Source organism: Streptomyces sp. NBC_00461 (assembly GCF_036013935.1).
Lineage (GTDB): Bacteria > Actinomycetota > Actinomycetes > Streptomycetales > Streptomycetaceae > Streptomyces.
The window spans coordinates 9403509-9430211 of the sequence record NZ_CP107902.1 but is presented as its reverse complement, the minus strand read 5'-3'; the positions used below and the strand labels follow the sequence as shown (position 1 = coordinate 9430211).

Annotated in this window: 23 protein-coding genes and 1 pseudogene; 12 read left to right on the top strand and 12 right to left on the bottom strand. The window is 71.6% G+C overall.

The genetic code is table 11. The features are described from left to right. Positions 1-8 precede the first annotated feature (8 nt). Positions 9-450, top strand: a pseudogene (locus OG870_RS43605) (phosphatase); the annotation flags it as partial. A 372-nt stretch (positions 451-822) separates the two neighbouring features. Here OG870_RS43605 and OG870_RS43600 read toward each other — a convergent pair. Then, positions 823-1893: an NADP-dependent oxidoreductase gene (locus tag OG870_RS43600; RefSeq protein ID WP_266841841.1), complete on the bottom strand. Its 1071-nt coding sequence runs from the start codon at positions 1891-1893 to the stop codon at positions 823-825. Between OG870_RS43600 and OG870_RS43595 the strand changes: the two genes are divergently transcribed. Continuing rightward, complete coding sequence (locus OG870_RS43595; protein ID WP_266842315.1) at positions 1816-2040, top strand: hypothetical protein; 225 nt, start codon at positions 1816-1818, stop codon at positions 2038-2040. The two genes, OG870_RS43600 and OG870_RS43595, sit on opposite strands and share 78 nt — an antisense overlap. A gap of 73 nt (positions 2041-2113) precedes the next feature. On the opposite strand, the gene OG870_RS43590 is transcribed toward OG870_RS43595, so the two are convergent. The 6 genes from OG870_RS43590 to OG870_RS43565 form a co-directional block, all read right to left on the bottom strand. After that, entirely contained in the window at positions 2114-4534 is a 2421-nt protein-coding gene (locus OG870_RS43590; protein ID WP_266841840.1) for a SpoIIE family protein phosphatase, read from the bottom strand. Positions 4535-5179: 645 nt separating this feature from the next. After that, on the bottom strand, positions 5180-6457 hold the full coding sequence (locus OG870_RS43585; protein ID WP_266526177.1) for an ABC transporter substrate-binding protein: 1278 nt from the start codon (positions 6455-6457) through the stop codon (positions 5180-5182). A 5-nt stretch (positions 6458-6462) separates the two neighbouring features. Further along, complete coding sequence (locus tag OG870_RS43580; protein WP_266526179.1) at positions 6463-7629, bottom strand: branched-chain amino acid ABC transporter permease; 1167 nt, start codon at positions 7627-7629, stop codon at positions 6463-6465. Beyond that, complete coding sequence (locus tag OG870_RS43575) at positions 7626-8507, bottom strand: branched-chain amino acid ABC transporter permease (RefSeq protein ID WP_266587385.1); 882 nt, start codon at positions 8505-8507, stop codon at positions 7626-7628. The genes OG870_RS43580 and OG870_RS43575 overlap by 4 nt, the downstream gene beginning before the upstream one ends. A 5-nt stretch (positions 8508-8512) precedes the next feature. Next, positions 8513-9316: an ABC transporter ATP-binding protein gene (locus tag OG870_RS43570; RefSeq protein ID WP_266526183.1), complete on the bottom strand. Its 804-nt coding sequence runs from the start codon at positions 9314-9316 to the stop codon at positions 8513-8515. Then, complete coding sequence (locus OG870_RS43565) at positions 9313-10071, bottom strand: ABC transporter ATP-binding protein (protein ID WP_266587383.1); 759 nt, start codon at positions 10069-10071, stop codon at positions 9313-9315. Before OG870_RS43565 ends, OG870_RS43570 begins: the two co-directional genes overlap by 4 nt. A 188-nt stretch (positions 10072-10259) precedes the next feature. On the opposite strand from OG870_RS43565, the gene OG870_RS43560 reads away from it, so the two are divergent. Together OG870_RS43560 and OG870_RS43555 are read left to right on the top strand one after the other, a co-directional pair. Next, on the top strand, positions 10260-11555 hold the full coding sequence (locus tag OG870_RS43560; protein WP_266587381.1) for a PucR family transcriptional regulator: 1296 nt from the start codon (positions 10260-10262) through the stop codon (positions 11553-11555). Further along, entirely contained in the window at positions 11552-12214 is a 663-nt protein-coding gene (locus OG870_RS43555) for a TetR/AcrR family transcriptional regulator (RefSeq protein WP_266526189.1), read from the top strand. Before OG870_RS43560 ends, OG870_RS43555 begins: the two co-directional genes overlap by 4 nt. Before the next feature lie 729 nt (positions 12215-12943). Here OG870_RS43555 and OG870_RS43550 read toward each other — a convergent pair. Further along, positions 12944-14164, bottom strand: a complete 1221-nt coding sequence (locus OG870_RS43550; protein ID WP_266587379.1) for an acyl-CoA dehydrogenase family protein — start codon at positions 14162-14164, stop codon at positions 12944-12946. A gap of 118 nt (positions 14165-14282) precedes the next feature. Here OG870_RS43550 and OG870_RS43545 point away from each other — a divergent pair, with 118 nt between their 5' ends. The 7 genes from OG870_RS43545 (at position 14283) to OG870_RS43515 (ending at position 21863) form a co-directional block, all read left to right on the top strand. Further along, a complete protein-coding gene (locus tag OG870_RS43545; RefSeq protein WP_266587377.1) occupies positions 14283-15119 on the top strand; it encodes an enoyl-CoA hydratase/isomerase family protein in 837 nt (278 codons plus the stop codon). A 94-nt stretch (positions 15120-15213) separates the two neighbouring features. Next, positions 15214-15846 (top strand): hypothetical protein, encoded by a 633-nt coding sequence (locus tag OG870_RS43540; protein ID WP_266587375.1) that lies wholly within the window; start codon positions 15214-15216, stop codon positions 15844-15846. Then, positions 15843-18437 (top strand): putative PEP-binding protein, encoded by a 2595-nt coding sequence (locus tag OG870_RS43535; RefSeq protein ID WP_266587373.1) that lies wholly within the window; start codon positions 15843-15845, stop codon positions 18435-18437. The genes OG870_RS43540 and OG870_RS43535 overlap by 4 nt, the downstream gene beginning before the upstream one ends. Continuing rightward, positions 18434-19552 carry an acyl-CoA dehydrogenase family protein gene (locus tag OG870_RS43530; RefSeq protein ID WP_266587371.1) on the top strand — a complete coding sequence of 373 codons (1119 nt, stop codon included), beginning with the start codon at positions 18434-18436 and terminating at the stop codon, positions 19550-19552. The genes OG870_RS43535 and OG870_RS43530 overlap by 4 nt, the downstream gene beginning before the upstream one ends. Positions 19553-19570: 18 nt before the next feature. After that, positions 19571-19990 (top strand): Zn-ribbon domain-containing OB-fold protein, encoded by a 420-nt coding sequence (locus OG870_RS43525; protein ID WP_266587369.1) that lies wholly within the window; start codon positions 19571-19573, stop codon positions 19988-19990. Then, entirely contained in the window at positions 19987-21141 is a 1155-nt protein-coding gene (locus OG870_RS43520; protein ID WP_266587367.1) for a thiolase family protein, read from the top strand. The genes OG870_RS43525 and OG870_RS43520 overlap by 4 nt, the downstream gene beginning before the upstream one ends. 44 nt (positions 21142-21185) lie before the next feature. Further along, entirely contained in the window at positions 21186-21863 is a 678-nt protein-coding gene (locus tag OG870_RS43515) for an SDR family NAD(P)-dependent oxidoreductase (RefSeq protein WP_266587365.1), read from the top strand. A 6-nt stretch (positions 21864-21869) separates the two neighbouring features. On the opposite strand, the gene OG870_RS43510 is transcribed toward OG870_RS43515, so the two are convergent. Next, entirely contained in the window at positions 21870-22526 is a 657-nt protein-coding gene (locus tag OG870_RS43510) for a TetR/AcrR family transcriptional regulator (RefSeq protein WP_327692096.1), read from the bottom strand. Between the two features lie 140 nt (positions 22527-22666). On the opposite strand from OG870_RS43510, the gene OG870_RS43505 reads away from it, so the two are divergent. Then, a complete protein-coding gene (locus OG870_RS43505; RefSeq protein WP_327692095.1) occupies positions 22667-23272 on the top strand; it encodes a TetR/AcrR family transcriptional regulator in 606 nt (201 codons plus the stop codon). Positions 23273-23280: 8 nt separating this feature from the next. Here the strand turns inward: OG870_RS43505 and OG870_RS43500 are convergent, their stop codons facing one another. From OG870_RS43500 to OG870_RS43490, 3 genes are read right to left on the bottom strand one after another with little or no spacing between them, the layout of a single operon-like run. Next, a complete protein-coding gene (locus OG870_RS43500; RefSeq protein ID WP_266587359.1) occupies positions 23281-24636 on the bottom strand; it encodes a 2-oxo acid dehydrogenase subunit E2 in 1356 nt (451 codons plus the stop codon). A 5-nt stretch (positions 24637-24641) separates the two neighbouring features. Continuing rightward, the gene (locus OG870_RS43495) at positions 24642-25667 is read right to left on the bottom strand and encodes an alpha-ketoacid dehydrogenase subunit beta (protein ID WP_266587357.1); all 1026 of its coding nucleotides are present in this window, start codon (positions 25665-25667) and stop codon (positions 24642-24644) included. 5 nt (positions 25668-25672) lie between these two features. Then, the gene (locus OG870_RS43490; protein WP_266526215.1) at positions 25673-26674 is read right to left on the bottom strand and encodes a thiamine pyrophosphate-dependent dehydrogenase E1 component subunit alpha; all 1002 of its coding nucleotides are present in this window, start codon (positions 26672-26674) and stop codon (positions 25673-25675) included. Positions 26675-26703: the final 29 nt, after the last annotated feature.

The following is a 26703-nucleotide window of genomic DNA, read 5'->3' as shown; positions in this document are numbered from 1 at the left end:
ACAGGGCAATCGGCGAGACCGCGCAGGCGCTGGCCCAGTCTCTGCCGGCCCGGGGAGACGCGGTCGCCACCGACCTCGACTTCGCCGTGTGGAAGGGCGAGGGAATCACCGCGCAGGCGCGGCTGACCCGATCGACGATCTTCCCGGCGACGCGAGTCGCCTGCCGGCACGGGCGGTACAGCTGGACGATGCCCCGCAGCCCATCGTCATACCCGACCGGGAGGCGATCGAGGGGCTACTCGGCAGCCCACGAGTGATCCGTCCCCTGGTGCACGGTGACCGGTCGGCGAGTGTGGCATGCATACCGCCGCTCCTGGACAGCGCGCCGCCCGTCGTCCTGGGCGCGGCGGAGGTCTGGCGGCGGACGGACCACCCCTTCGCCGACAGAGAGATATTCGACTGCAGGAACTGGTGGCCAGGACCTCTCATCACGTCGACCTGGCTCGTCAGCGCACGATAGCGGCCACCGCACTCGACGAGGAGCCCTCCGCTCCGCAGGTGAGCCAGGGTCGCGGCCTCGCCCGGCCGGCACTGCTCTCCTCGGCCGCGAGCAAGGTGGATGTTCCACCAGGACGGCCGCCGGCCGCCCGACTGAGCACGGGATGACCGTCTTCGACGTCCGGCTCGGCGCACCGCGCTGGACGGCTCCGTCGCGGACCGCGCTGCACGCGGCGACATGGCTGACCTGCACGGCCGGGCGGCCGCGGCCGCCCCGGAAGAACCAGCACCGCCGGATGCCGCAGCCCGTGACGATCCGTCAACACCGGAGCGCGGCGCCGTCCGGCTGTCACGCGTGGGCGGCGCCCCCGCTCACGAGTGCGGTCATTCAAGCTCCAGGACGAGCTTGCCGACGTTCTCTCCGCGGAAGAGCATCTGCAACGTCTCGGGGAAGTCGTCCACGCTGCCCCTCACCACATGTTCCTTGACCCTGATGCGGCCGGCACCGATCCAGGCCGAGATGTCCTGCGCAGCCTCCGCGTAGCGCTTGGCGTAGTCGAAGACGACGAAGCCCTCCATACGGGCGCGGCGCACCAGCAGGGAGAGGTAGTTGGAGGGTCCCTTGACCGGACTGGCGTTGTTGTACTGGCTGATCGCACCGCACACCACGACCCGCGCATGCATCGCCAGCCGGGTCAGGGCGGCGTCGAGGATTTCTCCTCCCACGTTGTCGAAGTAGACGTCGATTCCGTCGGGGGCCTGCCGGCGCAGCGCTTTCCTGACGTCCTCGGCGCGGTAGTCGATCGCCGCGTCGAATCCCAGTTCGTCGGTGAGCAACGCGCACTTCTCCGGTCCTCCTGCGATGCCCACCACCCGACAGCCCTTGGCTTTCGCGATCTGGCCCACGATGGTGCCGACCGCTCCGGCCGCCCCCGACACCACGACGGTCTCGCCGTCCTTCAGCGCCCCGACGTCCAGCAGGCCGAAGTAGGCGGTCATGCCGGGCATGCCCAGTGCGCCCAGATACGTCGAGGGCGGGGCGAGGGAGGTGTCGATCTTCATGGCGCCCCTGCCGTCGGAGACCACGTACTCCTGGACGCCGAAGGTGCCGACCACGTGATCACCCGGCTGGAAGTCGGGGTGGTTGGAGGCGGTGACCTCGACGACCGATCCGGCGCGCATCACCTCACCGATACCCACCGGCGGCAGGTAGGAGGGACGGTCGTCCAGCCAGCCCCGCATGGCAGGGTCAAGGGAGAGGACCCGCGTGCGGCCCGCGAACCGGCCGGGGCCCGGCTCCTCGACGGGCCCAGAACAGCGCTCCCAGTCGGCCTGCTCGCTTCCCTCTACGGCGGCGCGGCCTGCGCGCTGCTTCTGATGATCTTCTCCAAGGCCGTTTCGGGCACGCCGTCCGCCCTCTTCCCGAACGCCGACTTCGACCTGTTCCCCATGCAATCCACTGGACTGGTCTCCGTCCCGTTCGGCTACCTGGCGGGCTGGCTGGGCAACTCTCTGGACCACCGGCGCCAGGCCGCAAACAGCCTGGAGAACCGGCGGCTGTACGAGGAGAGCGAGGCACGACTGCTCGCCGCAGCCGAATGACCACGACGGCGTGGGCGGGCTGCGCTAGCGGCCTCGGTGCCGCCGCGGTGGTCCGGCGCGGCCGGCGGCCCGGTCAGGTGAACGTGCCGGCCAGTGGTTGTTCGGTCCACACGGTCTTGCCCTCGCGGGTGTAACGGGTACCCCAGCGTTCGGCCATCTGGGCCACTAGAAACAGGCCGCGCCCGCCCTCGTCTGTGGTACGGGCGCGGCGCAGGTGGGGTGAGGTATGGCTGGTGTCGCTGACCTCGCACACCAGACGCCGTTCACGGATCAGCCGCAGAGTCGCAGGACCGCTGGCGTACCGGTAGACGTTGGTGGCCAGTTCGCTGGCGATCAACTCGGTCGTGAACGCCAAGTGCTCCAGGCCCCATTCGCTCAACTTGGCCGAGGTCAGTGCCCGGGCCCGGGCGGCGCCGGCAGGCTCCAGCGGCAAATGCCAGGAGGCGACATTGTCCGGTGGCAGCATGCGGGTGCGGGCGACCAGCAATGCGACATCGTCGCTGGGGCTCGACGGCACAAGCGAGTCGACCACCGCTTGGCATGTCAGTTCCAGCGCGTCCGCGGGGCGGGCGAGCGCGTCGCACAGCTTGGTCAGGCCGACGTCGGCATCGATGTTGCGTTCGCCGATGAGTCCGTTGGTGTACAGGCACAGCAGGCTTCCCTCGGCCAGTTCGACGTCCCGGGCCTCGAACGGCAGGCCGCCCAGGCCGAGCGGTGGGCCGGCGGGCAGGTCCAGCAGAGTCACGTGTCCGTCCGGAGCGGTCACCACCGGCGGCGGGTGGCCGGCGCGGGCGACGGAGCACCGCCCGGAGACCGGGTCGTACACGGCGTACAGGCAGGTGGCACCGACGACCTGCTCGCCCACGGGCCGTTCACCGGCTGCTTCCTGTTCCGCCGCCAGCAGGATGACCAGGTCGTCCAGGCGGGAGAGGACCTCGTCCGGTTCCAGGTCGAGGCTGGCGAGCGTGTGCACGGCGGTCCGCAACCGGCCCATGGTGGCGGCGGCGTGGATGCCGCGTCCGACCACGTCGCCGACGACGAGGGCGACCCGGGCCCCGGACAGGGGAATGACGTCGAACCAGTCACCGCCCAGGCCCGGAGCCGCGCTGGCCGGCAGGTAGCGCAGGGCCACCTCGACGGCCGACTGGTCCGGAACCGCCCGGGGCAGAAGGCTGCTCTGCAAGGTGAACGCGGTCTGCTGCTGCTGGGTGAAGCGCCGGGCGTTGTCGATGGCGACAGCGGCGCGCGCGGCGAGTTCCTGGGCGAGGGTGAGATCGTCCGCCTCGAAGGGATCGGGACGGCGCGAACGCCACAGGGTCATCACGCCCAGCACCAGGCCACGTGCGGCCAGGGGTACCACGATCAGCGAGTGGGCGCCCAGGTCCGGAGCGTGGGCCCCCTGGTGGCCTCGCGTCGAGAACCAGTCGGGCGGGAGAACCGGTTCCAGGACGGGTCGCCCTTCAGCGAGGCATCTGGCCTGGGGGGTGTCCGGCGCGAACTCCACCGGCTCGCCCTGCGGGTGGGACGGGCCGGCCTGCTGGGCACCGACACCGCTGACTCCCACTCGTACCACCGGCCCGGTCAAGGTCCCCGCCAGTTCCTCACCGCGCGTCACGGGCTGAAGCAGGTCCACTGACGCATGGTCGGCGAGGTGAGGCACCATCACCTCGGCGAGTTCCCGGGCGGTCTCCGCCACGTCAAGGGTGGTTCCGATACGGCTGCCGGCCTGGTCGAGAAGCGCGAGCCGGCGCTGGGCCCGATGGCGTTCGGTGATGTCCTCGATCATCTCGGCCACACCCAGAATGCGACCGGAAGGATCCTCCATCGGGAAGGACGAGACCATCGCCACCCGCTCTCGCGCAGGGTCCTGCTCCAGACGGACGAACTGCTCTGAGTAGACCGATGGCCTTCCGGTGTCGATCACCTGGCGCACCCGGTCCACGGCCCTGCGTGCGTCATCGGGGAGGAGGAAACAGCCGGTGGGCAGCCCCCGAAAGTCCGCTGCCGGGACGCCGCTGAAGCGTTCGATGGCCCGGTTGACCCGGAGAATCCTCAGGTCGGGGCCGTGGATGACCAGGCCGATCGGGCAGCGGCGGTACAACCCGTCGAGGACCGCGCGGTCCCTTTGCCACTCCAGGACGTCAGCCTCGAGTGCCCCGGCAAGAACCCACTCGCGGACCCGGCCGTCGCGTGCGAGCGCATCGGCCCTGAGCCCCATCTCCACGAGCCGCCCGTTGCGGTGCCGCACCGTGAGCATCCCGGCCCAGCCGCCGGCTCTCCTGCAGCTCGCCGCGGCCTCCCTGGCAGTCGGCAGATCGCGGGGATCGACAAGGATCTCGGACGCCGGACGACCGATCACGGCTGTGTCCGGATAGCCGAGCAGTTCCTGAGCCCGCCGGTTCCATCCGATCACGGTTCCCCGGTCGTCGAGCACCGCCAAAGCGGCGAGGTGCAGGGCGAACGGATCGTCGTGGCTTCCGCTGAGCTCCGTCATCCGCTTCTCCACCGCTGGACACCACCTTGTCCTCGGTCGCCGCTGATCTGCGGTGGCCGAGCGTTCCACCATGCAACGCCGACCTGCAGATGCCAGTAAGCCTATTGAACCCGGTGGGGCCGCGGCCTCGCTCGCCGTGGGGCACAGTGTGGCGGGCATGGGTGGGCCGACGGCAGGCCTTCTGGCCCATTGAGACTCGCGTGGCGCTCAGCGCGCGATGGCCCGGACGCGGCGGACACCGCTCGCGGTGTGGCTCCTCCGCGCCGGCTGGGCAGCGACCACCTCCACCGGATGCTGTGCGGTGCCCCGTGACCCCCGAGGATGCACGCTGCCGGCCCAGCGCGTCCCGCCGGCCGGGCGGGACAGATGTCCTCGTCCCGTGATCACGACGGTCGGTGACCGTGGGCGTGCGCGCGGCGTACAGCCGCTCAGCGCACCTCCGGGCCGCAAGGGAGCCGACGCGCGCACGGTGTGCCACGTCGAGTGATCCCGGGCGGGGAACCGCCTGGTGGAGACGTCCCCCGATGGGCCAGGCAAGCCTCCGGTCGTCGGTGTACCGGCACCCGCGCAATGCTCCGGGTGCCGGTGACAGGGCGGGGACGGTCCCCAGGGGTCAGGGCATCGACCGGGACCGCCCCCGCCGGCTCACTTCGCCAGTGGGCCGAACTCCTCGCGGGTGTCGACCGGCTTGCCGAACAGCTGCCACCGCTCGCCCTTGAACCGCATCAGCTGCATCGTCTCGATCGGGAAGGCGTCGCCGTGGCCCGTGGACAGGGTGACTCCGGGCAGCAGCATGTTCACCTTCACCTCCTTGAGGTTGCGCACCGCGTCCCGCAGCCCCTCCCTGGTCGGGCACTTCATCGCGTCCAGGGCCTGGTGCAGGCTGGATGCGGCGGCCCAGCCGTAGGCGTTGAACTGGTTGGCCGGGTCGGCGTCGGGGGCGTACTTGTGCATGGCGTTCGTGTACGTCTTCATCTCGGGGTCGTTCGCCCACTGCGGGTCGGCAGGGTCCTTGAAGTAGGTCGCCGAGACCACGCCCTGAACGTTCTTGAACCCGACGGGCTGGAGCACGGCGGCGGACGAGGCCACGTTGTTCACGATGTGCAGCGGGTTCCACTTGGTGTTCTTGGCATCGGCGGCGAGGGCCTGGCTGCCGAACTTGGGCGTGGTGATGTTGAGCAGTACGTCCGCCTTGGAGCGGGCGAGGTTGGTCATCTGTGCGGAGACGGAGGGGGCGGTGACCTCGTAGCTCTCCTTGGCGACCACCTTGATGCCGCTGCCGGCGACGGCCTTCTGGAATCCGCCGAGCAGGTCCTTGCCGAAGTCGTCGTTCTGGTAGAGGACTGCGACCTTGGCCTTCGGCTTAGCGTCCTTGAGGTACTTGGCGTACACCCGTGCCTCGGCCACGTAGTTGGGCTGCCACCCGATGGTCCAGGGGTGCTTGTCGTCCGTGCCCCAGACGGAGGCGCCCGTCGCGACGAAGGGCTGCGGCACCTTCTGCTTGTTGAGGTAGTCCCACACGGCTGCCGTCGACGGGGTGCCCAGTGTCTGGAACACGGCGAAGACCTTCTCCTGCTCGACCAGTCTGCGGGCCTCCTCGACCGCCTTGGGAGGCTGGTAGCCGTCGTCGCGGACGACGAACTCGATCTTGCGGCCGTCTATGCCGCCCTGGGCGTTGACGTACTTGAAGTAGGCGGCCACGCCCTTGCTGATCGTGCCGTACGCGGAGGCCGGTCCCGACAGCGGGTAGATCCCGCCCAGCTTGATGGTCGTGTCGGTGATGCCGGTGGTCTGCTGGCCCTTGCAGGCACCGTCGGCGGCGGTGCCCTGGTCGTCCTCGCCTCGCTGGCTGGCGCACGCGGTCGCGGTGAGCAGGGCGGCGGCAGCGGCAGCGGCTGCCTGCAGAGCAGTGGTCTTGCGCATGTGATTCATTCCTTTTCCGTGCGGGGCGGTGCGCCCACGGGTTCGGCGTCGACAACTGCGGGGTCCGCGGCGGCGTGGGGCGCGGAGGGGCCGGATGCGGCCTGGGACTTCGGCTCTGCGTCGGGCGCGGGTTCTGCCTCGGGCACGGATACGGCCTCGGGCGTCCGGTCGAGGGCGTCGGTGGTGCGGGGCGGGCGACGGGTGACACCGGCCCGGACACGGCCCGGCAGACCGGCCAGTCCCGTCGGGGCCACGAACATCAGCACGATGATCAGCAGGCCGAACACCACTCCCGGTGCCGCCTCGCTGAGGTCCTGGGAGACGCTCGGCACGTACATCACGAACGCCGCCCCCAGCAGGGGCCCGTACAGCGAGGCGAGCCCCCCGACCACCAGGCCGGCCAGCAGCGTGATGGACAGAACGAAGTTGAAGGAGTCGGGCGAGACGAAGCCGATCACCCAGGTGTACAGACACCCGGCGACACCCGCGAACATCGCGCTCCATGCGAAGGCGAGGGTCTTGTGCAGCGACAGCCGTACGCCCATGACCTCGGCGGCGCTCTCGTTGTCCCGCGCGGCGAGCAGTGCCCTGCCGACCCGGGAGCGCAGCAGGTTGCGGGCGAGCAGCAGGGCCACCGCGGTGACGCCGAGGACGACGAAGTACATCCACTGGTCCTCGGCCAGCCCGCTCCACGCGGGCGGCTGCAGCTTGTCCACGGTCAGGCCCATGGAGCCGCCCGTCAGCGGTTCCAGCCGCTTGAGCAGGGGCGGCAGGAACACCGCGAACGAGAGGGTGACCAGGGCCAGGTACAGCCCGCGCAGCCGCAGCGCGGGCACTCCGAACCCGAGGCCCAGCAGGAAGCATCCGGCGGCTGCGACCGGCAGCGTGGCCAGGTGTCCGGTGTCGTACCGGTCGAGCATCACCGCCGCCGTGTAGGCACCCGCCGCGAAGAACGCGCCGTGCCCGAGCGAGATCTGCCCGCCGAAGCCGACCAGTAGGTTCAGACCGGCCAGCGCCACGGCGTACAACAGCACCATGGTCAGCTGGAAGACCTGGAAGGGGGCGAAGTAGAACGGTGCGCCGACGGCGACCGCCGCCGCGAGCAGCACGGTGAGCGCGGCGCGCAGGCGCCGTGCGCGGTCCGTGCCGGGTGTGGCGATGATCGTGCTCATGCGCGTTCCACCGCCGCCCGTCCGAAGAGGCCCTGGGGTCGTACCAGCAGCACCGCCAGGATGATCACCAGGGGAACGCCCACCTTCAGGTCGGCGCCGATCACATCGATGTACGCCCCGGTCAGCGTCTCGGCGACGCCCACGAACAGGCCGCCGACGACCGCACCCAGGGGGCTGTCGAAGCCCCCGAGGGTGGCCGCGGCGAACGCGTAGATCAGCACTCCGCCCATCATGTTGGGCTCCAGGAACAGCAGCGGGGCGACGAGCACGCCCGACACGGCGCCGACCGTCGCGGCCAGCCCCCAGCCGAGCATCAGCACTCGGCCCACCGGGATGCCCGACAGCCGGGCGGAGGCCGGGTTGCAGGCGACCGCCCGCATCACCAGGCCGACGGAAGTGTGCTGGAACAGCAGATACAGCAGGCCCATCACGACGGCCACCACGCCGATGATCCCGAGCGTCGACCAGTCGACCCGCACCCCGGCCAGGTCGAGCCCGCCGTCGGGGAAGGGCTGCGGGAAGTCCTTCACGGTGAACGACCAGATCAGGCCGGCCAGCGCGTTGACGAAGATGAACAGGCCGACCGTGACGATGACCACCGTCAGCTCGGGCGCGCCCTGCACGGGGCGGATGACGATCCGCTCGACCAGCATGCCGCCGGCGAAGGACACCGCGAGGGTGACCGGCAGCGCCTGCCAGAACGGCATCCCGGACGCCACCAGCTGCCAGGCGACGTACGTGGAGAGCATGGCCAGCTCGCCCTGCGCGAAGTTGACGATCCCCGTGAACCGGTGGATCAGAACCAGGGCCAGCGCCAGGCTGGCGTACACCGCGCCGGAGCCCAGTCCTTCCACCACTTGCTGGAGAAGTTCGGTCACGGCGCTCACCCGGTCTTCCGGGCGCTGACGGAGACACCGAGGTACACCTCGGCGACCTGTCCGTCCTCGCGGATCTGCTGAGCCGGTCCGGACAGCACCAGGCGGCCGGCCTCCAGTACGTGCGCCCGGTGCGCGATGTCCAGCGCGAGCTGGGCGTTCTGCTCGACGACGACCACGGTGGTGCGTTCCTCCTCGTTGACGGCACGGACGATCTCGAACAGCTCGCGGGTGACCAGCGGCGCGAGCCCCAGGGACGGCTCGTCCAGGAGCAGCAGCGAGGGCCGCAGCATCAGCGCCCTGCCGATGGCGAGCATCTGCTGCTCCCCGCCGCTGAGGCTGCCTGCGGCCTGACCCGACCGCTGGCGCAGTTTGGGGAAGTAGCCGTAGATCCGTTCCAGGTCGTCCGCGACGGCCGCGCGCTCGGCACGGCCACGCAGGAGACCGGTGCGCAGGTGGGCGCCGATGCGCAGGTTCTCCTCGACGCTCAGCTCGTTGAACGTGCCCCGGCCCTCGGGCACATGCGCCACGCCGAGCCGGGCGGCCTGCTCGGGCGAGCGGCCCAGCAGCTCCGTACCGTTCAAGGTGATCGAGCCTCGGCCGCGGACCATGCCGCACAGTGCCCGCAGCGTCGTGGTCTTGCCCGCGCCGTTGGGCCCGAGGATCGCGCACACCTCGCCGCGGGCGACGGAGAAGTCGAGGCCCTGGAGCACACGGGCCTGGCCGTACCCGGCGTGCAGGTCGGTGACCTTCAGGAAGTCCGGCTCCACGCTCTGCGCGAACTCGGTGGGATCGGTGGTGGGCTCGCTCATGCGGGCACCCCCAGGTAGGCCTCGATGACCGCCGCGTCGCGCTGGATCTCCTCGGACGAGCCCTCGGCGATCTTGCGGCCGAAGTCGAGACAGACCACCTTGTCGCACAGGCCCATCACGAAGCCCATGTGGTGTTCGACCACCACGAGGGTGAGGTCGAAGTCCTGGCGCACCGACCGGACCAGATCCGCGAATTGGTCGACCTCGCCGTGGCTGAGCCCGTTGACGGGTTCGTCGAGCAACAGCAGCCGCGGCCGTACCGCGAGGGCCCTGGCGAGTTCGACGCGTTTGAGCGTGCCGAACGGCAGCCCGGAGGCGGGGTGGTCTGCGATGTCCGCCAGGCCGAGGCGCCGTAGCAGGTCATCCGCCTGGTCACATAGTTCCCTCTCCTCTCGCCGTACGCGGGGCAGCCGGAGCGCCGCGGCGAGGTGTCCGGCGCGCCCCCGGCTGTGGGCGCCGACCATGACGTTCTCCCGAACCGTGAGCCGCGGGAACAGGCCGAGGTTCTGGAAGGTGCGGGCGATGCCGCGCCCGGCCACGGCGTGCGGCGGAAGGGCGAGCAGGTCCTCACCCTCGAACCGCACCGATCCCGCATCGGGGGTGCAGCGCCTGGTGAGGCAGTTGAACAAGGTGGTCTTGCCGGCTCCATTGGGCCCGATGAGCCCTACGGCGGTGCCCGGCTCGACGGTGAACCCGACGCCGTCCAGAGCCGTGATCCCGCCGAAACGCACGCTGATACCGTCGACCGCGAGCATGAGTGACGCCCTTTCCGACGTGCTGGGGGGTGGGCGAGCGTCACAGTAGGTGGGGGTGTTCGGGGCGCACATTGGGTGTGAGCACCCAACTTCTCGGTCGGCTACCTGTGCGCGGCGCACAGGTTCCCGCAGATGTCTCACCCCGAGCCTGTTGACGGAGCACGAGTCGGGCGGCGACCATCGGCGCCATGCCGCGCGGTCCCGCCCTGGGCATCCCCAGACTCTCCGAACCGCTCCGCCGCGAGCGCCGGCGGATCCTGCACGCCGTCCACGACCGGATCGAGGAGGTGGCGGAGACCGCCGTCGAGGTGATGCGCGCGGAGATCCCGTCGTACGCGCTGCAGGACGAGCGGTTCTTCCACGACGTACGGGATCAGGTGCTCGAGCACTACCGGATGCAGTTGGCGGCGCTGGCCGGCGACCGGGACATCGCCCCCGAAGACCTCGTGTTCAGCCGCGGGGCGGCGATGCGCAGAGCCCGCGCGGGGTTCGCCCTGGAGGACTGGATCAGTGCCTTCCGAGTCGGAAGGCAGGTGCTGTGGGACGCGCTACTGGACTGCGCGGGCACGTCCGCCGAGGCCCAGCAGGCCGCTTTGTCCCTCGTCACACCGCTGATGCGGTACGTCGACTACGCCAGCACCCATGCCGCGCAGGCATACGTCGAGTACCAGCAGCACGTGGTGGCGGACGCGGACCGGGAGCGCCGGGACCTGCTGGACCAGCTCCTGGCCGGCATGGCGCCGACGCGCGGTCCGCTGTCCGCCGCGGCGCAGGCGTACGGCATCGGACCGCGCTCGCCGATGATGGCCGTCGTGGCGGTGTGCGTCGACGACACCCGCACCGGGGACCTCACCTCGGCCGAGAGCGGGTACGCCACCAGCGCGTCGATCAGCATCGCCGGGCCCTGGGCCGGCAGAACCCTGGTCGTCGTGCGGCACGGCGAGGTGGTGGCCGTGCCCGTGGTCCGGGCCGGCATGAACGCGGAGGACATATGCGCCCACTTCGAGGCCGTGCAGCGGCGGCTCGCGCGGGAGGGAACCATGCTCTCCATGGGCATCAGCACGGTCGCACTGGGCGCGTCCGAACTGCCGCGCGCCTACGCGGAGGCGCGGGCCGTCCTCGACCTGGTGCCGAGCGGGGGCGGGGTGGCGGCGCTGCCGCGCCTGTCCCCCTTCGACTACCTGGCGCTGCGGGCCGACGGCCTCGCCCGCCAGCTGGTCGATCCCCGCGTGCGTGTGCTGCTGGAGGAGGACCGTAGACGCGGCGACACGCTGGCCGCCACCATCCGGACCTTCGCAGAGGCCGATCTCAACCTGCGGCTGGCCGCCGACCGGCTGCGGGTGCACCACAACACGGCGCACTACCGGCTGCGCCGGATCGAGGAACGCACCGGCCGCAATCCGCGCCGGATCGCCGACCTCCTGGAACTGTTGGTCGCCCTCGCCATCCGCGACGGGGCCGGAGAAGGCGGGGATCGTCAGTGAGCGGCATCGTGGAGCCCGCCGGGGCCGAGGCGGCGCGTCAGCTGCCGGAAGGGCAAGGCATGGGCCCGCCGGAGGGCGACGCCGGTCAGGACCGCTCGTTCCGGCGTGCGCTGCTGGACGCCGCGCTGGGGGTGTTCGCCGAGCGCGGTTACACCGACGCCGGCCTCACCGAGATCGCGGCACGCTCCGGCGTCCCGGTGGGCAGCCTCTTCCAGCACTACGGGGGAAAGCGAGGGCTTTACCTCGCCCTCTGGGAGGAGTTCCGGGAGGAGCAGGAGCGCCGGACCGCGGCCACGCTGACCGCCGAGCGCGCCCGTGGCGTGGACGACCCCGTCGCCCTCTTCGTGGCGGGATCCAGGGCCTACCTGGAGGGCGCCTGGGACAACCGGCGGCTCGGCAGACTCCTCGTGCAGGACGACGGCCCGGCGGGTTTCGACGCGCTGCGTCGCCAGTGGGACCGCGCGTGGGTACGGCGCAACGCCCGGCTCCTGGAGGTGGACGAGCGGCGACGCGCCGGCCGGGTCCGGGTGAGCGTACTGACCACCGTCATCGGAGGGGCGGCGCGCGAGCTGGGCGACTGCGGGGACGAGACGGAGGCCCGGGAGATCGTGGACGAGGTGTGCGGCATCCTGATCCATCTGTCGGCACCGCCCGGCTGAAATACCCCGCCCACGGCTCGACAGGGCGCCTCACGAGGGAGCGATTGGCCCACGCCCGCCCGCACGAGATATCCGTGACTCCTTTCCAGGCAGTTCTGGACGCCGGACGTGCAGGCCCTGACGCTTACGACGCAGCCCCTGGCCGGCTCGGCCGGCCGACCAAACCAGCACGGGAGTCAGCACTCTCCCCCGCTCGATCAACCCGAATTACGCAACAGATAGGGCCTGTTCCGCCAGCCCCCAGGGTGGTCGTCCAAGCACTGGCATGGGGACAACGCGCACACTCCGCCCTCGAACTATGCAGTCCCACCACATGTGCCTCTGACCTGCAGATTCCTACCGTGTACGAACACGTACCGTCCCCACCGCACACGGGGAAGTGGCGCACATGGCCTCCGCAGCATCATCCGCTCCTCCATCCCCCGCCAGCCTCAAGCGCATCGTCGCCGCCAGCCTCATCGGCATCACCATCGAGTGGTGCGACGACTCATCCGATCGGAGCTAGGACCTGCGGATTTGCCTCCCGGGCAGCCTGAAAGTCAGCACCAGAGCAGCACCGCCACCGAACCGCGCCGACTCACGGCTTCACAGCCTACGTAGTCGCGAGCAGTCGACGACCCGTCCGGCGCACAGAGCCACGCGATATACGTCCGGGCTGCGCGACGGGACATCGCCTGACCCGTGGATCCCGGGCGGGACGGGCCCGGAACGCCTCCCACGGCGACGCCGTCATGAGCCGTCGGCGGCACCGGTTCGCGGCTGTCGGTAGGGCCGCACCGCGCGGCGCGCAATGGCGAAACGGTGCGTCTCCGAAGGGCCGTCGTAGATCCGGAACGGCCGCACCTCCCTGAGCAGACGGGCCAGCGGGGCGTCGGCTGCCGAGATACCGAGCGCTCCGCAGATCTGCACCGCCCGGTCCACCACCCGGTTCACCGCCTCCGCCACGAAAGTCTTCGACACGGAGGTGAGTTGCACGGCGGCGGCGGAGCCGGTGTCCAACTCCCAGGCGGTACGCAGGATCAGCGCGCGGCTCGCCTCGATGTCGATCTCGGAGTCGGCCAGCATCTGCTGGACCATGCCGAGGTCCCCCAGCACCGAGCCGAACGCGGTCCGGCTGCCCGCCCTCTCCAGTGCCACCTCCTGGGCGCGGCGCGCGGCTCCCAGCCAGCGCATGCAGTGGGTCAGCCGGGCGGGACCGAGCCGGACCTGGGCGCCGTCGAAACCGCGGTCCACCGCGCCGAGCACCTGCTCCTCCCCCACCACGCACCCCTCGAAGACGATCTCGCTGTGCCCCGCGAAGAGCGACTCGTCCAGCGTCTCGATGGTCCGGACGATGCGCATGCCGGGGGTGTCGGCGTCGACCAGGAACATGGTGGCGCCACCCGGGTCGCCGGGACTGCCGGAGGTGCGGGCCATGACGATGGCGAAGCCGGCCCCGTCGGCCCCGGTGATGAACCATTTGCGGCCGTCGATGCGCCAGCCACCGGGGACCCGGGTCGCGGTGGTCCGCAAGGAGCGGGGATCGGCACCCGCCCCGGGCGCCGGTTCGGTCATGGCGAAGCAGGATCGTGTCTCGCCCGCGGCGAGCGGCCGCAGGTACTTCTGCTTCTGCTCTTCGGTGGCCACCTTCTCCAGCAGGTGCATGTTGCCCTCGTCCGGGGCCGCGCAGTTCAGCGCCAGTGGTCCGAGCAGCGAGTAGCCCGCGGCTTCGAACACCACCGCCTGCCCGCGCAGGTCGAGCCCGTGGCCGCCCCACCGCGTCGGCACATGGGGAGCGAACACACCCGCCTCACGCGCACCTTTCTGCAGGGCTTCCCGCAGGGCCTCGGGAGCGTCGTGCACGGACCCGCCGCACTCGCGCTCGGCCGGGATCACCACATCGCGTACGAACTCGGCGGTGGACGCGGCGAGTTGGGCAACAGGCGGATCTACATCGAACTGGATGGGCACGGGACCTCCCGCCGACAGGCGTACGGGCATCGGCGCCCGCCGCGTCCTAGAAACTGTACAGCGTCTTTAGTATCTTGCCGGGAGGCACCCGGCGACGGGAAGACGACAGGAGAAAGCCATGAGCCTCCCCGCGAGCGCCGAGCCGGTCCGGATCGTGCGCCACCCCGACGGTGTCGTGGAGGTGAGGCTGGACGATCCCGGGCGGGGCAACGCCCTGGACCTCAGGACCGCGCAGGCACTGCGGGACACGACCGCCGAGGTGGCGGCGGACCCAGGTGGTGCGGTCCTGCTGCGGGCGGCGGGCGGCAGCTTCTGCGTGGGCGGTGACCTGCGCGCATTCGCCGGTCGCGGCACGGAGACCGGCGCCTATGTGCGCGCCGTGGCGACCGCCGCGCACGCCGCGATACAGGCTCTGCACGACCTGCCGGTGCCCGTGGTGACCGCCGTGCGCGGCGCGGCCGCGGGCGGCGGGATCGGTCTCGCCCTGGTGGGTGACATCGTCCTGGCGGCGCGGTCCGCGCGCTTCCGGCTGGCGTACACGGCGATCGGGCTCACTCCGGACTGCGGGGCCTCGTGGTTCCTGCCGCGTCTGGCGGGTCCCCGCCTGGCGGCGGACCTGATCCTCACCAACCGGGTCCTGACCGGCGACGACGCCGAACGGTTGGGCCTGGTCTCCCGGTCCGTGAACGACGAGCAACTGGACGACGCGGCGCACCGGACCGCCGCCGGTCTGGCCGCCGGCGCCGGTGACGCGCTGCGCGCCGCGAAGGGTCTGCTGCGCGCCGGCGCCGGTGAAGAGCTGCGCCGTCATCTCGCCGAAGAGGCGCGACTGATCGCCTTGCTGGCGGACGGCGAGGAGGCACAGGACCGCATGGCGTCGTTCCTCGCCGCCCGGGGCCGCTCGAAGGCGGGCGACAGCGGGACCGGGGCCCGGGAACCCGAAAGTGTTTCTTGAATCCCTCTTCACTAACACCCCGCCCGGAGCGTAACCTCCGGGCAACACAGAACCGAGGAACCGGTCACCACTGAACCGGGGAAAAGGTGTGGCGATGCAATCTGCTGCCGTGGACCTTCCGGACGCTCCCGACGAGACCCTCACCGAAGCCGTGGTCGACCTCGTTCTGCGTGGCATGTGGCGCGGCCGGCCCGAGTCCGAGCACCGCCCCCTGGTCGACGCGGGGCTGGCGATGGTGAAGGGGCCGGTGGTGCTGCCGACCGAGCGTGCCAAGGCCGCCGCCTCGCGGATCCTGCGAGTTGCCGCCGGATCCGAGCAGGAGGAGCGGATCACCGCGGCGTACGAAGCCTTCCTGCCGGTCAACCGGAAGATCCGCGACGTGTGCACGGCCTGGCAGTGCCGCCCCGACGGAACCGCCAACGACCACTCCGACAGCGGCTACGACGCCGAGGTGCGCGAGTCGCTGGAAGACGTGCACGAGGCCATCCAGCCCGTGCTGCGCAGGCTGGAGCGGGTGCTGGCGGGCAGCGGGCGGTACCTGACGGCCCTTGAGGAAGCCCTCGACCGCTTCGACGAAGGCGCGCTCGGGTGGCTCGCCTCGCCGCTGTGCGACTCGTACCACACCGTGTGGATGCGGTTGCACCAGGAGCTGCTGCTGGTGCTGGGCATCAGCCGGGCCCAGGACGAGGCCCGCGAAGAAGAGCTGGTCACAAGGAGCCGAGGTTGAGCGTCACCGACCGCGAGGCGGGCCCGCTCGCACAGTCCGAGGCTCCCCGCACACCGTCCGAGCCTCCCCGCAGGAGCCTGGTGCCCTACGGGCAGGGTCGGATCCGGGGCCTCGACGCCGGCGAACTGGGCGCGCACGGTGCGGCGATGGACCGGCTGGTGGCCCTCGGGCTGCCGGTAGTGCCGGGCCTCACCGTGCCCGCCGGCGCCTCCGTGTCCCTGTGCGAACCCGACACCGCGAGATCCGCCGTCGATCTGGTCGAACAGCTCTCGGGACGGCGGATCGGCGACCCGACCCGGCCGCTGCTGCTGCGCCTGTCGGCGAGCGCTCCGACCGAGATCGCCGGGCTGCCGCCCGACCTTGCGTGCCTCGGCGTGACGCCCGGCAATGCGGGCGACCTGTGCGCCGTCATCGGTCGCGCGGAGGCGCTGCACGAGGTGTGGGCCGCCACCGTGCGGATGGTCGCCGAGTACGCCCTCGACGTCCCGGGTGCGGTGCTCGACGACGCCCTCCTCGACACGCCCGAGCCGCGAGAACAGGTCGAAGCACTGCTGGCGCTGGTGGCGCAGCACGGTTCCGGGCCCTTCCCCGACGACCCGGCGCAGCAGCTCGCGCTGGCCGCCCGCGCCCTCCTCGGCCGATGGGACTCGCCGCGTGCGAGAAGGTCCCGCCGGGCCCAGCGCCTCCCCGCCGATCTCGCCGTCGCCCTGCACGTGCAGGCACTGCGCATCGGCCCGGCGGACCACTCGGGTCACGGCACGGCGGTCAGCCGCCACCCCGAGACCGGGCGCCTCTCCCCGCACGGCTCCTTCTTCCGTGGGGTGCGCCGCAGCGCCCCGCCGCCCCACACCGGTGAACCGCTGGACCGGCTCGCCGGAGGAACCGCCCTGCTGGAGCACTCCCTGCTCACCCTGGAGCGTCATCTGCACGCGCCGGTGTCCGTCGACTTCGAGGTACGCGACGACGAGATCTCCCTGCTCGCCGCCTCGGCGCAACTGCGCCCGCCGCTTCGGGCGTCGGTGTGTCTGGCCACGGACCTGGCCCGGGACGGGGCGCTCGGCCACGAGGAGGCCGTACGGCGCATCACGCCCGCGCAGGTGCAGGAACTGCTGCACCCCCAACTCCGGCTGACCGGCAGGGAAGAGCTCCTGGTGAGGGGGCTGCCCGCATCCCCGGGGGCGGCGACCGGAGCGGTCGCGCTGTCCAGCGAGCGTGCCCTCGAACTGGCCGCGGACGGCAGTCGGGTCGTGCTCGTGGCTGCCGAGACGAACCCGGCGGACGTCCCCGGGATGCTGGCCTCCGTCGCCGTGCTGACCGGCAGCGGCGGTATCGCCTCGCACGCCGCCGTGGTGGCGCGGGGTGCCGGCAAGCCCGCGGTGTGCGGCGCCGAGGGGCTGCGCGTGGACCGGGCCGCGGGGACGGTGCGGATCGGGGACCGGGTGCTGCGCGAGGGCGACCCCGTCTCTCTGGACGGCCGCACCGGCGCCGTCTACGCGGGGACGCTGAGCGTCAGTGTCGCCGGACCGCCGCCCGAACTGTCCACCCTGCTGGAGTGGGCGGACGGCATGCGCCGGCTGGGTGTGCGGGTCAACGCCGACACGGCCGCGGAGGTGAGCACCGCCGTCGCCCTGGGCGCGGAGGGTGTCGGCCTGTGCCGTACGGAGCACCAGTTCCTCGGCGAGCGGCTGCCGCTGATCCGCCGGGTGATCCTGGCCGCCGACCCTACGGCCCGTGGCGAGGCGCTGCTGGCGCTGGAGCACGCCCAGCACGACGACTTCAGGGCCCTGCTGGCGGCGGTCGGAAACCGCCCGGTGACCGTGCGCCTGCTGGACGCCCCGCTGCACGAGTTCCTGCCCGCCCCCGGACAGGCCCTGGATGCGGCCGAGGAGCAGCGGGCCGCCGCGCTGCGCGAGGCGAACCCGATGCTCGGGCTGCGCGGGGTGCGGCTGGCGCTGCTGCACGAGCGCCTCTACCCGGCGCAGGCCGAGGCGCTCTTCACCGCCTGGGCCGATGTCGCCGCCACCGGAGTCCGCCCGGAGCTGGAGGTGATGATCCCGCTCGTCAGCCTGCCGGAGGAACTGGCCGCCGCGGCCGCGTACGTGCGCGGCGCCGCCGACGCGGTCGCCGCCCGGACCGGAGTGGAGGTCCCGTACCGGCTCGGCACGATGATCGAGACGCCGCGGGCCGCGCTGCTGGCCGGCGAACTCGCCGAGCACGCCGAGTTCTTCTCCTTCGGCACCAACGACCTCACCCAGCTCACCTATGGATTCTCGCGGGACGACGTCGAGCGACAGGTGCTCGCCAACTACCAGGAGCGCGGGTTCCTGACCGCCAGCCCGTTCGCCCGGCTCGACCCGCACGGGGTGGGCGCGCTGATCGACCTGGCGGCGCAGCGGGCGCGGAGCGTACGGCCCGGCATCAAGCTGGGCGTGTGCGGTGAGCACGGCGGTGACGCGGAGTCGATCGCGTTCTGCGACGACCTGGGCCTCGACTACGTCTCGTGTTCCGCGCACCGCGTGCCGGTGGCCCGGATGGCGGCCGCGCACAGTGCCCTGCGGGAACGGTGCGACGAGAGAGGGGGCACACGATGACGAGCACCGTGACGGACGGCGCCGCCCTGTCGGAGACCGAACTGGACGACCTGCGCGAGACCGTTCGGTCGGTGTGCGCCGACGCCGGCGGCACCGCCGCGGTACGTCGCATGTCCGAGCACTTCCCCGGCGTCGACGCCGAGTTGTGGGACACCCTCGGCCGGCAGGTCGGCCTCGCGGCCCTCGGTCTGCCCGAGCCGGCCGGCGGCATCGGCGGGCTCGCCGAGATCGCCGTGATCTGCGAGGAGTTGGGCAGGACACTGGCGCCGGTACCGCTGCTGTCCTCCACCGTGCTGGCCGGCCAGGTGCTGGCCGGCTGCGGCACCGCCGACAGGGCACTGGCCGAATTGGCCGAGGGCACGGTGCACGCCCTGGCGGTGGCGGCCCCGGATGGAGCGTGGCGGTCCGAGGCCGTGCCGGTGGCCGTCTCCTGGCAGGGCAGCGTGCCGCTGCTCGACGGCACCGCGCCGTTCGTCCTCGACGGCGCCGACGCCGAAACGCTGGTGGTGGCCGCGGCCGGTGCCGACGGCGTGAACCTCTATCTCGTCGACCCGCGCGAGCCGGGGGTCGCGGTGCGCCGGGTGCCGACAATGGACCTCAGCCGGGGCCAGGCGGTGGTCACTTTCTCCGGTGCCCGGGCCCGGGCACTGACCGCCGGAGGCGAGGGGGCGGACGTCGTCTCCCGCGCCCTGGACGTGGCGCTGGTGGCTCTGGCCGCCGAGCAACTGGGCGGAGCGCAGGCCGCGTTGGACATGACGGTGGCCCATGTGCGCGACCGTACCCAGTTCGGCAGGGCGATCGGCGGCTTCCAGGCGGTCAAGCACACCTGTGCCGACATGCTGCTCCAGGTCGAGGCCGCACGGTCGGCCGTGGTGCGCGCGGTGCGGGCGGCCGGCTCGCCCGAGGCGCTGGCCGAGGCGGCGGCGGTGGCACAGGCGTGGTGCGGCGAGGCGTTCGTGTCCGTCGCCGCCGAGTGCGTGCAGCTGCACGGCGGCATGGGCTTCACCTGGGAGCACGACGCACACCTGTACTTCCGGCGCGCCCAGTCCGACGCCGTCCTGCTGGGCGGCGCCGCACACCATCGGGAACGGCTGGCCGGGCTGCTGGGCTGGTGACGTGGAAGGCGGAACGGCATGACCACCAGACTCATCGACGAGGCGTTGTTCGACGGAGGGGATCCACCGCGTCTCGCGGGCGCGCGCTGCTCCGGATGCGGCACCGTCGTCTTCCCCCGGCAGGACTCGTGCCCCAAGTGTTCGGACGGCGCCATGTCCGCGCATGTGCTGCCGGTGAGCGGGCGTGTGTGGTCGTGGACGCTCCAGGCCTTTCCGCCGAAGCCGCCGTACCGCCCGCCGTCCGGCGGCCACCGGCCCTACCACGTGGGCTATGTGGACCTCGGTGACGTGCTGGTCGAGGCGCTGCTGGCGGTTCCCAGCGCGGAGATAGGGATCGGTCTGCCGGTCCGGCTCACCACGGTGCCCGCGTACCAGGACGAGGACGGCACCGAGGTTGTGACCTTCGCGTTCCGTCCGGACCTGGACGGGGAGCGATGAGCCGGACCGACGACGTGTACGTGGTCGGGTGCGGGATGCATCCCTTCGGCCGCGACGAGAGCGTCACCGGCATGGACATGGCCGAGCGTGCGATACGCGAGGCGCTGGCCGACGCCGGTGTCGCCTGGGAGGACATCGGCTACGCGGCCGGCGGCTCGGACGTGTCCGGCAAGCCCGACACGCTGGTGGGCCGGCTGGGCCTGACCGGTGTGCCCTTCGTCAATGTGCAGAACGGCTGCGCGACCGGTGCCTCCACCGTGCTCGCGTTGGCCAACGCGCTACGCGCGGGCGAGGCCTCGCTCGGACTGGCGGTCGGGTTCGACAAGCACGAGCGGGGCGCGTTCCACGTCTCCGCGGCCCGCTACGGTCTGGGCGACTGGTACGCCGAGACCGGCATGATGCTCACCACCCAGTTCTTCGCCCTCAAGACCCAGCGGTACTTGTACGAGCACGGGATCTCGGAGCGGGCGCTGGCGATGGTCGCCGCGCGGGCCTTCCGCAACGGCTCTGACCACCCGTTGGCGTGGCGGCGCAAGCCGCTGACGGAGCAGGAGATCCTGGACTCGGCCGAGGTCAGTCCCCCGCTCACCCAGTACATGTTCTGTTCCCCCGGACAGGGGGCGGCGGCGCTGGTGCTGGCGCGCGGCGACCGCGCCTTCGACCTGTGTGAACAACCGGTCAGGCTGGCGTCGTTGGCCTTCCGCACCAGGCGGTTCGGTTCTTTCGAGGTGTTCTCGCCCTGGCTGCCGCCAGGACCGCACCACAGCCCCAGCGTCGACGCCGCGGAGGCGGCCTTCCGCGCGGCAGGGGTGGCACCCGCGGACGTGCAGGTCGCCCAGTTGCAGGACACCGACAGCGGCTCGGAGCTGATCCACCTGGCGGAGACCGGGCTGTGCGGCCACGGCGAGCAGGAGGAACTGCTGTCCGCCGGGGAGACCGATCCGACGGGCCGGATACCGGTCAACACCGACGGCGGCTGCCTGGCCGGCGGAGAGCCCGTCGGCGCCTCCGGGCTGCGGCAGTTCCATGAAGTCGTACGGCAGTTGCAGGGACGGGCGCCCGGTGTGCAGGTGCCGGGCGCTCCCCGGGTGGGCTTCACCCATGTGTACGGGGCGCCCGGGATCAGCGCGTGCTCGGTCCTGACGGTGTGAGAGGCGGCGGGCGAAGCATGCGGCACGGCGGGAGAACAGCGCTGGTGACCGGCGGGGCACGCGGGATCGGCCTGGAGATGTGCCGACAGCTCGCCGACCAGGGGCTGCGGGTCCTGGTCGGGGCGCGAGGACGCGAGGCCGCCGAGGAGGCATGCCGCGTCATCGGCCCGGCGGCACTGCCGCTGCCCCTGGACGTGACGTCCGCGAAGAGCGTCTCGGAAGCGGTCCGGGAGGCGACGGGGCTGACCGGTGGGATCGCCGTGCTGGTGAACAACGCGGGCGTGTCCCTGGACCGGGAACTGCGGCCCCCGTACATCGATGAGGACATCCTCCGGGCGACACTGGACACGAACCTCACCGGCGCCTGGCGGGTGGCGGAGGCCGTCGTCCCCGGCATGGTGGAAGCCGGCTACGGGCGGGTCGTGAACGTCACCAGCTCCTACGGTTCGCTGGCGCTGATGGACTCCGGCCGGCACCCCGCGTACCGGATCTCCAAGGCGGCGCTCAACGCCCTGACCCGTATGCTCGCCGCCGAGCTCTCCGGCACGGGCGTGCTGGTCAACGCCGCCGACCCCGGCTGGACCCGCAGCGGCATGGGCGGGCCGTCCGCTCCGCGCGGTCCGGCGGAGGGGGCGGACACCCCGGTCTGGCTGGCGACCCTTCCCGAGGGCGACGAGACGACGGGCGGGCTGTTCGCCGACCGCAGGCCGCTGCCCTGGTGAACCGCCTCAGGGCCGGGAGGGGGCCGGCTTCTCCTCGGCGCCGACGATGCGCAGGGCCAGCGCCCTGACCGCCTCCAGCACGGACCGGGAGGGCAGCTGGGACAACGGTCCTCCCTCCGCCCGCAGCGCCGTGACGAGCATGGTCGTGCTGATCAGTGTGCGGACCGCGAGCGCCTGCCCCGCGTGCCGGGCCTTCGCCGCCCGGGGGCTGCGAGTCGTGCCCTCGGGCAGATAGTCGTAGCCACGCTGGATGTGGCGCTGCTCGAACTCGTCCCGCAGCACCTTGACGCTGCCGTTGGCGGAAGCGACCTGGACCTGGTAGAGCCGCGCCTCGTCCGGGTTCTGCTCCACCCAGTCCCACACCGCGTCGATGACGCGGACCAGGCCCTCCGCGTCACCCGGCTCGGACTCCGGACGCGCCGCCTCCACGACCGCGTTCAGCTGGTCGAAGACCCGTCGCATCGCGAGTTCGAGCAACTCCTCTTTGCCGTCGAAGTGGTAGTAGACGGCGGTGGGCACCACCTGTGCCTCGTCCGCGATGTCCTGGATGCTGGTCTCGGCGAATCCGTTGCGGCCGAACACCCGCACGGCGGCGGAGATGATGTGCTGCCGCCGCGAGGGCCGGTGGGCGGGCTGCTTGCCGTTCTTCGTCGTGGCCATCATGCTCCCTGCCGATTGCCGTGAACCCGCGTCCGTGGGCCCTGCGTACTGACCATTGTATCCAGTAACTACTCCCGCCCGACGGCATAATTCCTGCTGCGCAAGCGCCTCCGGAGCACCGGGCTCCCGGCATACTTGACACCATGACGACATCCGGAACCCGCGCCGCTCATCGTCCGTCGCGCAAGCAGTGGGTGATCGACGCAGCCACGGAGCTGTTCGCCACCCAGCCGCCGGACGAGGTGACGGTGGCCGACATCGCCGCGCGTGCGGAGATGACCTCGGCAGCGGTGTACTACCACTTCTCCTCCAAGGACCAGGTCCTGGCGGAGGGGATGCGGGTGTTCGCCGCCGCGCTGCGCGAGCAGTTGCAGGCGCTCGCTCAGGCCCACGAACCCGGCTCGGACATCGGTGCGGCGATCACCTCGCTGCTGGCCTGGCTGGGCGAACACCGGTCCGCCGCCACCGTCTTCTTCGTGTCGTCGGCCGGAATGAGCCAGGACGCGGAGGCGCTGCGCCAGGAGAGCCGTACCGAACTGCTGGACGAACTGGTGCGGCTGATCCGCAAGGCCCGCGGGCCGGTCTCCGACGCCGAGGCGGCGGTGACCGGCCTGGGCCTGCTGGCGCTGCTGGAGACCGCGGCGATCTCGCAGGTCCGGGGTGACGACGTCTACCGGTCGCTGGGGCACCGCTCCTTCGTCCGCGAGGTCGGCAACCTCGCGGAGCGGATCGCCGACCCGACCGCATAGGCCTCGGATCACACCAGCAGGCGAAGGGGCTTGCTCAGCAACTCACCTACGGTGCGCAGATATTCGGCGGCGGGTGCCCCGTCGACGGCTCGGTGGTCGAAGGTGAGGCTGAGGGTGAGCACCCGCGTGCGCAGCGGCCGGTCGTCCACCCACTCGACACCGTCCCTGAGCCTGCCCACCCCGAGGATGGCGACGTTGCCGGGGTTGATCACGGGGGTGAAGAAGTCGACGCCGTATCCGCCGAGCGAGGTGACCGTGAAGGTGGCCCCTTCCAGCTGCGCGGGCGAGATCCGCCCTTCGCGTGCGGCCTGGGCCAGGGACCTCGACCGGCGGGCGACCTCGGGCAGCGGCAGCGCCACCGCGTCCTCGATCACGGGGACCATCAGGCCGCCCGGAACGGCCACCGCGAAGCCAAGGTGGATCTCGTCGAGCAGATGGATGCCGTCCTCCCGCACCGTCGCGTTGAGCAGCGGGTGCTCGCGCAGGGCCAGGGCCGCGGCCTTCAGCAGGAAGTCGTTGATGCTGGGCACCGGCAGATCGCTGTCGGTCCACTCCTCCTTGAGCCGGTCCCGCAGGGACACCACGGCGTCCATCCGCACCTCGTAGCCGTGCGTCAGCTGCGCCATCTCCTGGAGGCTGGCGTGCATCCTGCGGGCGATGGTGCCGCGCATCCCGGTGAGTGGGATGACCTCACTGGGACGAACGAGAAGGCGCTCCGGTGCCGGAGTGACTCTCTCCAGGTCCGCCCTGCGGATCCGGCCGCCGGGACCGGTGCCGTTCACCTCGGAGAGATCGATGCCCCGCTCCTTCGCCAGCTTGCGGACCAGCGGTGAGGCGGGGGTGCCGCCCGACGGTACGGCGGTGACGAGGTCGCCGGGGAGGGCCGCGAGGAACTCCTCCACGTCCTCGGAGACGATCCGTCCGCCTGGACCGGTGCCCCGTACGGCGGTGAGGTCGACGTCGGCAGCCGCGGCGACCCTCCGGGCGTTCGGTGAGGACAGAAGCCGGTCACCGATGCCCTTCTCACCCGTGCCGTTCACGGAGGGCGCCGCGCCGGCGTCGGGGGCGGGCGCAGTAGTCCCCGACCCGACCGGCGTGGGCGTGCCCGCCAGGTCCGGTGGCTGTTCGCCCTCGGCCAGCAGCCAGCCGATGAGGGCCCCGGCCGGCACGGTGGCGCCGGCCGCGACCACCGGGTGGAACAGTCCCCCGGCCTCCGCCTCGACGTCCACGTCGACCTTGTCGGTGGCCAGCCGCAGCAGGGCGTCGCCCTCCGCGACGGCGGCGCCGGTGGGCACGAGCCATTCGTCGATCGTGCCTTCCTGCATGGTCAGGCCGATCTTCGGCAGCAGAACCTCGACCGCCACGTCGGTCACGACCTTTCGAGGAGACGCCGGCAGCCCTGGGCGATCCGGGCGCGATCGGGCACGTAGGCCTTCTCCAGGACCGGGGAGAAGGGGACGGGCGAAAAGGGGGCGCCGATGCGCAGCACCGGCGCGTCCAGATGGTCGAAGGCGGCGTCCTGGATCTGGGCGGCGATCTCCGCGCCGAGCCCGCCGAAGGTGACGGCCTCGTGCACCACGAGCACCCGGTTGGTGCGACGGACGGAGGCGAACATCGTCTCGGTGTCCAGGGGCTGCACGGTGCGCGGGTCGATCACCTCGATCTCCACACCCTCGGCCGCGAGTTCGTCGGCCGCCGCGAGGGCCTCGCCCACCATGCGGCCCAGGGCGATCACGGTGACGTCGCTGCCCTGGCGCGCGGTGTGCGCCTGGCCCAGCGGGATGCCGTAGATCTCCTCGGGCACCTCGCTGGTGCTGCCGAGCAGGACCTTGTTGAGCATGACGACGACCGGGTTGTCGTCCCGGATGGCCGAGACGGTCAGGCCCTTGGCGGTGTACGGGTCGCACGGCATGACGACCTTGAGGCCGGGCACGTGGGCCAGCCAGGCCTCCAGGCTCTGGCTGTGCTGGGCCGCGGCGCCGAGGCCGGCTCCGGAGGCGGTGGTGATGGTGAGCGGCACGGACAGCGCGCCGCCGAACATGTACTTCATCTTGGCTGCCTGGTTGACGATCTGGTCGAGGCAGACGCCGATGAAGTCCATGAACATGAGGTCGACGACGGGGCGCAGGCCGCGGGCGGCGGCGCCCACGCCGAGGCCGACGAGGGCGGCTTCGGAGATCGGGGTGTCGATCATGCGGCGGGGGCCGAACTCGTCGAGCAGGTTGTCGAACATGCGGAACACGCCGCCGTATCCGGCCACGTCCTCGCCGGCGACGAAGACGTTCTCGTCCTCGCGCATGGCCTGGGCGAGTCCCTCGTTGAAGGCCTTGACGTAGGTCAGTTTGCGGGCCGTGGCGTTCGGGACTACGGCCGGTGCTTCGGTGGTGGTGGTCATGGCAGTCATCCCGAGTAGACGTTGAGCAGCAGGTCGGCGGGGTCGGGCAGCGGGCTGGTCTCGGCGTACGCGATGGCCTCGGCGATCTCGTCGCGGGTGCGCTGCCATACGTCGTCCAGCTCCGCGCGGGTCGCGGTGCCGTCGGCGACGGCCCGGGTCTCCAGCAGGTCGATGGGGTCGCGGGCCTTCCACTCGGCGACCTCCTCGTCCGACCGGTAGGGGTGCCGCAGGCCCTTGACGCCCTGGTGGTCGAAGAAGCGGTAGGTCTTGGCCTCGATCATCATCGGGCCCGCGCCCGACCGGGCCCGTTCGACGGCGTCGGCGGCGGCGCGATGGACGGCGAGCGCGTCCATGCCGTCGACGATCACGCTGGGCATGCCGTAGGCGGCGGCCCGGTCGGCCACGTCGGTGAGCAGCATGTGCCCGGACTGTGGCGTGAATTCGGCGTAGCCGTTGTTCTCGCAGACGAAGACGACGGGCAGGCCGAGGATCGCTGCCATGTTGGCGCCCTCGTGGAAGGCGCCGATGTTGGTGGCGCCGTCGCCGAAGAATGTCACGGCGACGCTGTCCTCGCCCTTGTACCGGGCGGCGAAGGCGGCACCCACGGCGATCGGGACGCCCGCCCCGACGATGCCGTTGGCGCCGAGCATGCCGCGGGTGAGGTCGTTGATGTGCATGCTGCCGCCGCGGCCGAGGCAGGCGCCGGTGACGCGCCCGTACAGCTCGGCGTACATCTCGCGGAGGCCGACGCCCTTGGCCACGGCGTGCCCGTGGCCCCGGTGGGTGGAGGTGATCTGGTCGTCGTCGCGCAGGGCCGCCATGACGCCGGCGGCCACGGCTTCCTGGCCGACATACAGGTGCAGGAAGCCGGGCAGTTTGCCGGCCTCCATGAGTTTGCCCGCCTCGGTCTCGAACAGCCGGATGCGCACCATGCGCTCGTGCAGATCCCTGATGACCTGCGCGGATACCTGGTGCGCGACCGCATCGGCCGACTTCTTCTGAGCCATCGTCCGCCCCTTCGCCCGAGGGAGGTGTG